Source organism: Shewanella sp. TC10 (genome assembly GCF_009663145.1).
Classification (GTDB): domain Bacteria; phylum Pseudomonadota; class Gammaproteobacteria; order Enterobacterales; family Shewanellaceae; genus Shewanella.
On record NZ_VKHR01000093.1, the window covers coordinates 1 to 11,489 of the forward strand.

Consider the following 11,489-nt stretch of genomic DNA (forward strand, 5'->3'; position numbering starts at 1 on the left):
AAAATCCCTGCTTATSCAGGGATTTTTCTAGCTTAGGGCGATAAAGCCGCAACAGCAAAGGGAATGGTGATGTGCTGGCTAGTATGAGTTGACATACTAGGTTCAACGCACCATATGTGACTCACTTATTTTCTATTGGTGGAGAGTATTTTAATGAGCTTTGGCTTTATCAAGCGCTTTAGAAAACCATAAAAAAAGACCTCTTAATACTTTGCAGTATCAAGAGGCCTATATACTTTTGTACTCAAACTTAACACTCAGTTGCTATTAGCCAACTGGCGAGCAAGCTCAAATTAGAACGGAAACTCATGTAATAACCTAAGCCACCATGCGAGTGAGTGAGTGAAAGAGTAGATATAGCAAGAATGAACAACATCAGTGCAACTTCTTTTCTTACACTCTAGACGCGATATGTAAAATAAAAGGCAGCTTTTAGTAACCTGTCTGCTTATCTTAACACTTTTTCGCTAAGAGCTTAGCAAGGTGGTGGATTCACTGCGTGAAACTATCACCTGCAGTACTTAACGAAACCTGACCACTGAATTAGAATTTGTCTCTCTTAGTTCTGAACAGAAATGGGTTATAAAAAATTGGATAATATTTTGTTTTCAGAGAACTTCTAGTATCCAATGACCTACAAATGTTTGGTTCATTCAGTTTGCTAAGTCTTAGCAAACTGAATGAACGATTAACGATCTTTGAACTGAGAGTAGTGCCATTGTATGCTCTCCTGCGATACAAAATGCTTAATGACCTTACCTTGGTATTCATCAAAACCACAACCTAGAACATTTGAGGACAACTCGATCTGACTAGTTTTAGGCAATCCTCGACACCAGATAATAATGCCGCTTGTGCCATAATTGCCAAAATAAAATGCACGTCATCGACTTAGCAAAAGATGCAGCATTACTCACCAATCAAGTCACTGCTCTTATGAGTGCATCAACATAAAATGAAAAACATATAGAAGTGATCGCAGCCATCATTCAGTGCCACGGTAAATACCTAGCTGTTAGACTTGGTGCAGTAAAACTTGACTATATTATCTATAAATGGAGATTATCTGGTGAAAAATTAGAAGCTAGTCAATTACTAGAAGCGGCAAAAGAAGTGATACTTACTAAGCATTTAGATTCACGCAGGCTCAGCCGAGCCAAACTATGGAAATTTGATTGGGCAGCTGACATTCCTGCGATAAAGGAATTAACTTAAAAAGGATATCTAATGATGTTGAGTCAGTCGGGTTGGTCTGTAACATGAAAAGTTTTCTCGATATTACAAAAAATGATTTTGCATACACATTTAAGAGCTTCTATGCAGAAATCCTGAACTAATGCGCTATCAACAAACCAAGAACAAGCCTGTCTCATTGAGTTAGATATTATGTGAGCATGTATTGGCGTTGTCATGGAAGTCCCCAATATGTATAAACATTCCAAAGTGAGACAAAAATGGGAAAAAAAGCGCTGCAAATTATGCAGCGCTTAAAAAGCCAACCTGATGAGAGTCAACCTTTAAAGGGGAAAACTAACTTGATGAGAGTTAGTTGCAGGGAAGGTGTAAACACCAACATACCTAAAGGATAATATGTAAAACGTAATTTTTTAGTAAAGCGATTCAACCTCCTTCATATTTAATATAAATTTCAACAACTTAATTATTTACCTTCCTAATTAGCCGTTAATCCACCAGATATATTATCGGTTCTCAACATATTCCGCTGAGCGTGACGTTGTTGGGCTATTTGTACACTCCATTGTTGATGAAGGGTGATAATTTTCAGGCAAACATCCTTCAGCTCTTGCTTCAAAGGCGGTTCATAGTTTTTTTCTGCAAAGTGAAGTGCTAGAGTGCATATTAAATGTTCCTTTTGGGGCAGACTGCCCTGTTCAAGGCTTTTCATAACCATATGACTAAAGCTGACACTCAAGGCTCTAAGAATTGTTTCATCGCTTAGGGAGCCGTCTTTAAAGATCTCTGGTTGCTCTTGCATCACAACTCTTACCAACCGATTGGTAGTGTCACTCAATGAAGCTGCACCTTTGAATAAGCTGAATACCTTCGAATCTTTCAGAATGATAGAATCTAGCTTTTCGGCGATTGCTGCAATATCCCAATAGTACTTTCCCAAGGTTCGGCGGTCAGGCATTTTATACTCCACTATATAGAAGTCTGTTATATTCGATTTCATATGTCGCAATGTCTAGCAGCAAGTGAAGTATCACCAAATAAAAAATTTAGCATCACGAGGGTAAAACCGCTCCTTCCTTCCGAATGCTAACTATGGAGTCCAAAATTTTATTTAAATGTTACCAAACCACCTAAAAGTAAAGCTCTAACTCTTCAACTTTTATATTCCTACTTGAAACTAGTTCGTTCAGTAGCCTTGAACTCAGAATTGCAAAACCTTTGAAGTAGTCTGTATTTGCATTTTCTATAACTAGACTGAGCATTCTAGGTCCCCAAGGCATTAGATGTTTTGTGAGGATTTCATCAACTTGCTCTTCCATTTCAGCTTCAAAAAGCTCTGCTAGAATTGCGAGCATCAATCCCAAATGATCTGGTGGCCTATTACAATCCAACTCCATTTCAACGTATCTATCACAGAAGCTTTTAAACTTCATAGTCGTATCGCCAAATAGCAAGTTTTCTCGATCTGTATAAACCGATCCATTTTGGTACGCAAAAACAGGTCCTGGTCCTAAAAATAATCGATAATAATCCCTTTTTATTTTTTCAAAACCGTCAGCAGCAATAGAATGATTAATTTCATCGCATGCAGTCCTAATAATGTCTAGATCATCAACACTGGACCATAAACTCAATACTTGATTATCTCTAATTGTGTCAATGTACTGCTGTAATGGTTCATTGTAAAAAACGTTGTGTAGTATCCTTAATGCTAAAACAAATTCTTGCTTATTCATTTTTACCCCTAGTAAAATCAGTTTCTAACCAATACAGAACATTGTTAAACATTTTTTAGCTATAGCTTTATTGACTATGTTTCCCACAGCGTTTATTTAGAACTAAAAACAAAACTCTCAAGAAATATGAATTTTGCTGTTTAAAAAGCCACTGAAAGATAAATATCTTGTACTTCATCATAAAAAAGTTTATGAGCTCTATTCATGCTGGATTGTCCTCTAGTTTACATTTTTATCCATATTTACCCTGAAACTGAGATTCAGTTATCATATCTAGTCAATTTTAAATATTAACCGGGTTATAACCTAAAATAACGCACCAGAAACTGATGCGTTAAATTGTTTCAGCAATCTAATTAAAGGAAGGTCCTATACTTCATTCCAGTTATTTATTGCACCATCACTAGAGCCTGATGGACGAGCCTGGTTACAGGGGTTAATTAACAAATTGGGGGTGGTGATTGACTCTTGTGGCAAAGGTGCAAAATTCGCGCGCTGGGCATTTGGATATTTACTCATTAATTCATCCATATCCCCAAAATCCATTGCCCTTTGGGTACAACCTTGCACACATAGAGGTGGCTTGCCTTGTTTAACTTCTTCATAACAACCATCGCATTTCACCATGACTTTTCGTGAGGTGTCTAATTGAGGAGCATCGTAAGGACAAGCTTGTGCGCAAGAACTACACCCAATACAGAGACTTTGCTCTATACTTACTAAACCTGTTTCCTTTTCTTTAAAACAAGCTCCTGTCGGGCAAGCTTTCACACAAACAGGCTCATCACAGTGGTTACAACCTACGGAAGTATAATAGGCGAAAACATTATTTTTAAAGGTACCATCACCTAAGGCAATGACATCACCGCCAGCATACTCATAGACCCGACGCGGTGAAACTCCAGGGTTGGCCTGAAACTTGTCTTTGCAAATAACCTGGCATGTTTTACAGCCACTGCATTTTTCTGCATCAAAATAGAATCCGTATTTCTTTGAAGTCGTCATTATTATTTACCCCATTTAAACTGTTGTGATTCTGACACGATTGGTTTGCTGTGGATTACCCACGCCAACTGCTGAAGGAATAGTGTCTTGAGTCAGCGTATTCATGCAGCCTCCAACATCTACACCTTGGGCATTTGCTTTAAACCAACCACCTTGAGGTAGCGCTACCACACCAGGCATCATGCGTGTGGTGACTTTCAGGTTTATCTCAATTGAACCTCTAGCTGAATGCACCTGTACTCTGCCTCCGGAAACTGCGCCAGATGGAACATCAACTGGGTTTACCCAAACAGCATGCTCTGAAGCCTCACGCAACCAAGGAACATTAAAGAAAGTCGAGTGAGCTTGTCCTTTTCCATGAAAACCAACGGCTTGTAATGGGAAGTCAGCAAACTCTACAGAATCATCCTCAAACGTCTCTGGAGCTACCATGTACTTAGGAATGGCATTGATGTAATTATCGTGTTTTTCATACCAGTTTTCTGGACGGTTACGTTTCTCTGACAACTCGCGTAAACCATGCGAATAGATGTCAATCTTGCCTGATGAAGTATTTAAAACATCTCCCTCATTGACATACTTGTATAGCGGGTTATGCATATAGGCCGCTTCAACAGATAAGTCATTATTTGCAAAATCCGCGTAAATAATGCCTGCATCTACGTACTCTTTATAAGTCGCAGGGAAATCAGCAGAGCCCCTTTTATGGTTGTTTTGATAAACATATTCAAATAGGTCGTCTAGGCTCATACCGCCGGTAAATTCACTCTCCACGCCCAAGCCTTTAGCAATTGCAAGTGCAATATCATAAGCTTGCTTAGACTCACCCATCGGCTCAAGCTCATTTTTGGTTGCCCAATGACCATAAGAGTCAGCGCCCCAGCCATAGTGCCCTGGTGACATATCGCGTGTTTCTAACCAACTAGTTTCTGGTAATAGGTAGTCGGCCATCTCTGCTGTTGCGGTCATGTGATGTTCAATAACAACAACTAAATCAACCTGCTCCTCATTCGCTAATGCCTGTCTAGCGTTGTTGGAATCAGCATGCTGATTAACCGGGTTGCCACCCTGGCAAAATACAGCTCGAATACCATGCTCGAGTTTGCCATCGCCATTTTCATCTAATTCATCTGCAGGTAACGACAACTCACCATTAAGAACTGTGACTTCTTCTGGATTCGTAATCGCTTTTACCCAGCTAAAGTAGTTAACCCCAGCATTAGGCACGGCCTGATTTGGTTGCCAGTAATAATGAAGATCAGTGAAGTTCAAACGAGCGGTGCCAATCCAGCCTCCTGCAGTATTCCCTCGATTACCAATAGCACCAATCACCGCACATAATGTTGATACAGCTCTTAAGTTGTCCTCTCCATTAACTTGACGCTGTAAACCTAATCCACACGTTATATACGGGGCTTGAGCTTGAGCGATCCGCTGTGCTAAATCTCGGATGGTTTCTTCTGGGATACCACAAATAGGTGCTGCCCATTCAGGCGTTTTTGCACCAGACCCATCAGTGCCATCACCACGAATATGAGCTTCATAACAATCCTCATAAGCGACAGCAGGTAAAACTTGACCAGGGTTATGTGGATCCGCCATTTCTGGCTCGGCATAGAAGCCATAACATTTATCACGTAAAAAATCTGAAGCAACATATCTACCATCATCTTCAACCAATAGATGATAGATCATTGCCTCAATAAATGCGGCGTCAGTACCTGGTCGGATAAAGTGATGCTCACCATTAGCACCAATGAAGCTATCATTATAGCGAGGGTCAAAAGAGATAATGGGTACGTCTTTCTTTATCTCGTTGTACTGCGGACCGCCTTGATGACCTGCGCCGTTTGTTTCAACTGGATTGAACCCGAACGACACAATCAAATCGGAGTGTTTAGCCTCTGAAGTACTGGATGATCCTAAATTAAGGCTTGGGCCAAACATATACGGCAGAATAAAGTTTCGGCATTGCGCACTGTAGCCACCTTTGGTAAATGCCCCTAGCATACCGCCTTTGGCGTAAAGTACACTTTTGAGGGCGTTGAAGCTGTTGACCGCACTGACACCGGCACTGGCATAACTCCAATAAATAGTGCGACCTTGTTCATTAATTGCGTATTGCTGTTCTAATTTGGCACAGATTTCACTGATTGCCTGTTCCCAAGATATACGTTCAAATTGCCCACTACCTCTTGAGCCAACACGCTTCATCGGATAAGTTATGCGATCTTTATGATAATTTTTTTGAATGTTCGAACGACCACGTAAACAGTTAATATAACGTCGCTCATTTTCAACCCCGTCAGGGTCTTCTAGTAAAATAGCGGTAGCGCGGCCGTCTTTAATCTCTGTGCGAAGCGGGCAATAAGTTCCACAGTTTGGCTGACAAATTGCACGGCCATAGGTAATAGTTTCCTCTGGCACCTCTGGATTTGTCGTTTGCAAATCTTTACCACAACCTGTCACAACGGTGACAGCCCCTGCTGCAGCACTTAATTTCAGGAAGTCGCGTCTTTGCATTTCCATGTTGTTTTCCTTCTTTTTATTACATCTTATAAGTAAGCGTCAGCATCACCTGGTGCGCGACGTTGTTATGTCCAAGATCGCCCAGACTTTGAAATAATGAACTTGAATTATCGTAAGACTGGTTGTTGGCGTAGTCGGTTTCGACATATCGCTCGTAGCGATAATCAGCTCGTAAATCGGTTTTCGCATTGAGCTGATAAATACCGTATAAGTTGGCATTGTGACTCCATTGCACGTAGTCACCGTAGTCGTTGACATCATCCACTTTAGTCACACTGTCTGACTCAAAGTATTGATACTCCAAACCTAGCGTCAATCGATCGTCCATCAACCCGCTGTATTTCATGCCTGTCGACAGATAATCGAAATTATCCTTATTGCTGTAACGCCAATCAGGTGTGCTAAATGATTGTGAGCCCGCTTGCTCTGCTTCAATGCGCTGCTGCCCACCCGCAAGATATAGATTGAGTTTTTTGCTTAGTTGTAAGCTTGCCGTTAGGTCATAACTCATATCTTCGGCGCTAAGTAGTCCAATACTTGAGTCGGTATAATCGTCATCGGCGTACTTGATGCTGGCATCTAACGTCAGCGCTTCTAGCGGCATATAACTCACATCTATTCGCACTTCTGTGCGGTCACGGTCTGCTAGGTAATACTTGCGCAGTAACGCGTTGTCCTCACTTGAGGTAGATTCATTGGCTTGATAACTTGAACCACTACGCTCACTCTGCTCAACCGTGGCGCTGATATCCCACTGCTCAAAGTGATTTAACCTTGCCGTTAGGTAAAGTGATTGTTCATCTGTTTCTTCGCGTACAAAGCCATTTACATTAGGCTGGGCATAGTCACTGTTAATGCGCTCCGTACTGTGATTTTTATAACCCAATTCAAAGTTCAACCTCGCCATTGCTCGCCACTGTGCATCGAACGCATATTGATTTCGGGTAATATCTAATGACGTGTTGTATCGCGTACGACCATTAAAGTCATCGATGACAATGTCTTGGGTAAAACCATAAACAGGGGTAGTGTTTTCTCTATCGCTGTAGCGATAGCGCGCCGAAAAACTAACCTGATTAATCCGGCTAGTTAAGCGTAAATCCGCTTGGGTTGTCTCTACTTCGCCATTGAGGTGAGTAATGCCTACTGGCGCTGCATCAAAGTCAACATATTGAGTCTCGTTTTGATACTGCCAGCCACGAACAAAGCGGCCACTTAGTCGCGTTTGATAAGGCTTAAATAAGTATTGCCCGTTAACGCTCAATTGATGTGATTCATTATCTGGGTCCATCGCTTTATAAGCTACACGTTCGCCATTCATTAACCCGTGCACATTATTTTCAAACAGCGAACCATAGTAATTAACTCCAGCAAGCCACTGCTCACCCACTAATTCTGACCCAGCGTTAAATTGTTGCACTGTATGATCGACGGGCGAGGCAATATTCGCCGCTGAGCTAACTAAGTTTGCGGAGCTGCGCTTATAACCAGTTTTGCTCTCATTTTCATAGTGGGCGTAACTGCGCCAGCCAAGGTGGGCAAACCTATCTAAATATTCCCCGCCAAAAGCAAAACGCTCGCGTTCCTGCTTGAGGTGAACAGGCCTTTGCTCACTAACATCAACAAGGTTGTTGCCATCAAATAACAAGGTCGTCGTGGTTAGCGCATCATAATGGCGTAAACGACCATAATCAGCAGCCACCTTAACGTTACCATTACGCAACTGCACACCACCAAATCCGCTATCCATGCCCAATTGGTTGGCTTGTAACTTAAGGGTATGTTCACCCGCTTTGATAGTGCTATCAGCATTGACACCAATTGCAGCACCATCTCCAGTCCCCCAACGGTTAGTCACAACCTCATCCTGACTGTCGGTATATCCCACACTGAGGCCAACTGTGCCAGTGGCTTCACCAGAAACACATCTATCACAACTCCAATTACTTTTATTTAAATGCTCAAGTTGCACATCTGATAAGGCAAAGCTCGCTGCATGTGTCACACTAATGGAACTCATAACCGCCATTGCGGTGAGTGTATACTTCAACATCTTCGACTCCTTATTTCTGCAGTAAGCTGCCTGATGGATGGTTAGAGCCATGAATCTGGCTGTGGCAGTTCAAACAACTTTGTCCGCTAACAAACGCATTGCCTGATTCGCTATAAGCACGAGAGGCATGCCCATCACTGGCATGACAACTCTGACAGAGCTGTGGTGCTCGGCGGTCAAGCATCGCTTCGTTAACACTGCCGTGTGCCGAGTGACAGGTGGTGCAATCTTCAACAACCGGCGCATGCTCCCAAAGGTAGGGCCCACGTTTTTCAGCATGACATTGATAGCAAGCATCATTAATTGAGGTGGCCTTTAGTGAAGATTCCGTCAGGCTGCCATGGGCGCTATGACAAGAAGTACAGGTCATTTCACTGCCCATATGAACATCTGCTAACGGGTGCGCTGAGCGCTTGTTAAAGTCGGCCTGCTCTCGGCGATGGCATGTTGCACATTCTTGTGCTTGTGACGTTGGCGCTAATATAGGATCGCTAGCAGAGTGGACGTTATGACAATCGGCACAGGCAATATCTGCACGCTCATGATCACTGCCGTCCCAGTTCATGCGGTGAGTATTTTGATGGCAAGAAAGGCATACCGAGTCCTGCAGTGTCGACGACACGTTAGCTTTGTCACCAAAGTTAATCATCGGCTCGTTCTTACCTCTATGCTTTCCTTGGGGGCCATGGCATGTTTCACACTGCAGTTTTGCCATCGGTGAAGAGGCGGTGTCGAGACTACCGTGAGGCGAAAGAAATAACTCTGTCACCGCTTCATCACGGCCGTGACAACGTAAACAACCATCAGCACCTTGTTTGGAATAAGCCCCCTGTTGGAATTTCTCAATCAGCTGGGATTCACTTGCAGATACGGGGCCGCAAATAAGCCAGCCAAGTAAAAAGCTGAAGGAGATAATAAAGTTTTTTTTCATAGTCCATTGCTCACTGTTATTTTTCAGCAAGTAGACTATATGTTGCATTTGTAAATCAGCAGAAAATGTAATGTAGGTTACATTGTAATTTTTTAGTATCTTAAATTTGTGATGAGTGTTGAAGATTTTTATAAAATGGGGTGTAAGTTAAAGGTTACTTACCCCACTTTATAAAAGTTGTGAGGAATATTATGTTACGGGTTATGGTCGTTGACTTTGATATTATTTTTTGAAATCTTTAAAGTGTAATAAGATAGGAATATAAAATGATTAAAAATAAAAGCACTCTTTTTTCACTAAAAGAGATTTATAAGAAAGTGTTTAATATTGAATTTTCTTATCAAGAGTTAACAGCTATTTTATCTTCATCTAAAAGAGTTTTTTTGAAAAAAGGTAAAAGCATTAGTCAAGATAATTATGGTCCTGGAGTTTTTGTTATTAGCCGAGGAAATGTTCTATATTCCAAAAAATTATCTAGCAAAGAAAAACTGTCCACAACAATACTGGCTCCAGGCTCTTTAATACGTGAAATTGAAACCATTAAGTCCAATGGTAACATCCAAGCATTAAATGATCTTGATTTATTCTTTATAGATGAGACCACTTTACAAAGTAATAAAGATAAATGGCTAACTTTCATGAATTTTGTTAAGTTTACCGAAGTAAATGTGACACACAAAGTTTTCGATATGATGATGCTTCGTTCCCAACTATCTAAGCGAGAGCATATTATTTTAATGTTATCATTATATTTTAAGGCTTTGCGCCCAATTAATATTGATACATTAGATATATCAATTGAAGATGCAGCTTCTTTATCTGGCACTACTCGACAGTACTACAGTAAAGCTGTCAATGAACTTATTTCATTGAAAATCATTGAACATAGTTATTCAACTATAAAACTAATTTCTTATGAAAAACTTATCGCCTTGAATAAAGGAACAGCGCTATCAACGATAGATAAGATAATTGAGCATGGAGAAAGATGTATATAACAAATCAATTTATTAGTTTATTAGTTTATTAGTTTATTAGTTTATTAGTTTATTAGTTTATTAGTTTATTAGTTTATTAGTTTATTAGATTATTAGATTATTAGATTATTAGATTATTAGATTCTATTTTCATGTCGGCTCTTCATTTCATGAAGAATATTAACAGTATATTTTTCAAGATTTGTAGGGTGATCAATTATCTTATGATGATCTCTACAAAGCTACATCAAATTATCATAGCCATTTTTATTACCATTAAAAGGTACTTTTGCCCTTGGACCACTAACCCCAACTATATGTGCTCTTTCACCTCAGTTTATTCGCCCATCTGAAAGGACTTTATTGCAATACTCATGTTCATGATTTGTTGTATCAGCTAAGGAAATTGTCCTTTTTTATCATTCGTTTTCATACAACCTCATGAGAATTGGAGCTTAATTTAGGCATATAACAGCTTATTCAATAGCAGAACAATAATGTTCCAGGCCACTCAATTAAAACTACAAAGATAACACCGCTAAGCCCTTGTTGTAAATCGAATATTTTCGTAAATACGTAAGTAATGTTCAAAATACTGCCGGAGAAAGAATACGTCTTTGTTTACGAGGTCTATACAAAACTTTAAAAAAATCGCAGTAGATTGATATGTATGGGCTTTCTCGAATGTTACAAAATTATCGATGCGTAAAAGCTCATTTTACGCATCCTTTGGGTTTATCCGCGTTCTTCTTGGCAGAATCGGTTAAAGGTGGCAGCTGATGTGGTCAAGTAAATCTGTACACGCTTAGGGGAGTTATTATCATGCCGCCATTTCAGCTGCCGTTGGGGTCATATAATTATTGTAACTATGCCCGCGTTTTGTATTGTAATGTTTCAATATGTAGTTCAGCACATCATGTTTTGCTTCATTAAAATGTTGATATCCGTTCTTTGGCATCCATTCCGTTTTATAGCTCCTAAAAAAACGCTCCATTACGGCATTATCCCAGCAATTACCACGGCGGCTCATGCTCTGGAWATACCAAATCAATCAGAGCATGAGC

At 40.5% G+C, this 11,489-nt stretch carries 8 protein-coding genes and 1 pseudogene; 2 read left to right on the plus strand and 7 right to left on the minus strand.

All coding sequences use genetic code 11. The features are described 5' to 3' along the window. The first annotated feature begins 972 nt into the window (after positions 1 to 972). The gene (locus tag FNZ24_RS20745) at positions 973 to 1,215 is read left to right on the plus strand and encodes a hypothetical protein (RefSeq protein WP_228768573.1); all 243 of its coding nucleotides are present in this window, start codon (positions 973 to 975) and stop codon (positions 1,213 to 1,215) included. A 457-nt stretch (positions 1,216 to 1,672) separates the two neighbouring features. Here the strand turns inward: FNZ24_RS20745 and FNZ24_RS20750 are convergent, their stop codons facing one another. From FNZ24_RS20750 to FNZ24_RS20775, 6 genes are all read right to left on the minus strand, one after another. Continuing rightward, positions 1,673 to 2,152, minus strand: a complete 480-nt coding sequence (locus tag FNZ24_RS20750) for a hypothetical protein (RefSeq protein ID WP_153916695.1) — start codon at positions 2,150 to 2,152, stop codon at positions 1,673 to 1,675. 172 nt (positions 2,153 to 2,324) lie between these two features. Further along, positions 2,325 to 2,930 (minus strand): TorD/DmsD family molecular chaperone, encoded by a 606-nt coding sequence (locus tag FNZ24_RS20755; protein ID WP_153916696.1) that lies wholly within the window; start codon positions 2,928 to 2,930, stop codon positions 2,325 to 2,327. Between the two features lie 369 nt (positions 2,931 to 3,299). After that, a complete protein-coding gene (locus tag FNZ24_RS20760) occupies positions 3,300 to 3,935 on the minus strand; it encodes a DMSO/selenate family reductase complex B subunit (RefSeq protein WP_153916697.1) in 636 nt (211 codons plus the stop codon). Between the two features lie 15 nt (positions 3,936 to 3,950). Further along, positions 3,951 to 6,464: a molybdopterin-dependent oxidoreductase gene (locus tag FNZ24_RS20765; RefSeq protein WP_153916698.1), complete on the minus strand. Its 2,514-nt coding sequence runs from the start codon at positions 6,462 to 6,464 to the stop codon at positions 3,951 to 3,953. Between the two features lie 19 nt (positions 6,465 to 6,483). Then, positions 6,484 to 8,517, minus strand: coding sequence for an MtrB/PioB family decaheme-associated outer membrane protein (locus FNZ24_RS20770; RefSeq protein WP_194945116.1), 2,034 nt, complete (start codon positions 8,515 to 8,517; stop codon positions 6,484 to 6,486). Positions 8,518 to 8,527: 10 nt separating this feature from the next. Next, positions 8,528 to 9,448 (minus strand): DmsE family decaheme c-type cytochrome, encoded by a 921-nt coding sequence (locus FNZ24_RS20775; protein ID WP_153916700.1) that lies wholly within the window; start codon positions 9,446 to 9,448, stop codon positions 8,528 to 8,530. 266 nt (positions 9,449 to 9,714) lie between these two features. On the opposite strand from FNZ24_RS20775, the gene FNZ24_RS20780 reads away from it, so the two are divergent. Continuing rightward, positions 9,715 to 10,446, plus strand: a complete 732-nt coding sequence (locus FNZ24_RS20780) for a Crp/Fnr family transcriptional regulator (RefSeq protein ID WP_153916701.1) — start codon at positions 9,715 to 9,717, stop codon at positions 10,444 to 10,446. A gap of 799 nt (positions 10,447 to 11,245) precedes the next feature. On the opposite strand, the pseudogene FNZ24_RS20785 reads toward FNZ24_RS20780, so the two are convergent. Beyond that, positions 11,246 to 11,461, minus strand: a pseudogene (locus FNZ24_RS20785) (integrase core domain-containing protein); the annotation flags it as partial. Positions 11,462 to 11,489 lie beyond the last annotated feature (28 nt).

Coding starts and splice junctions, on each gene's coding strand:
- FNZ24_RS20780 (WP_153916701.1), top strand. CDS start 9,715: ATGATTAAAAATAAAAGCACTCTTTTTTCACTAAAAGAGATTTATAAG.
- FNZ24_RS20775 (WP_153916700.1), bottom strand. CDS start 9,448: ATGAAAAAAAACTTTATTATCTCCTTCAGCTTTTTACTTGGCTGGCTT.
- FNZ24_RS20755 (WP_153916696.1), bottom strand. CDS start 2,930: ATGAATAAGCAAGAATTTGTTTTAGCATTAAGGATACTACACAACGTT.
- FNZ24_RS20770 (WP_194945116.1), bottom strand. CDS start 8,517: ATGTTGAAGTATACACTCACCGCAATGGCGGTTATGAGTTCCATTAGT.
- FNZ24_RS20750 (WP_153916695.1), bottom strand. CDS start 2,152: ATGCCTGACCGCCGAACCTTGGGAAAGTACTATTGGGATATTGCAGCA.
- FNZ24_RS20765 (WP_153916698.1), bottom strand. CDS start 6,464: ATGGAAATGCAAAGACGCGACTTCCTGAAATTAAGTGCTGCAGCAGGG.
- FNZ24_RS20760 (WP_153916697.1), bottom strand. CDS start 3,935: ATGACGACTTCAAAGAAATACGGATTCTATTTTGATGCAGAAAAATGC.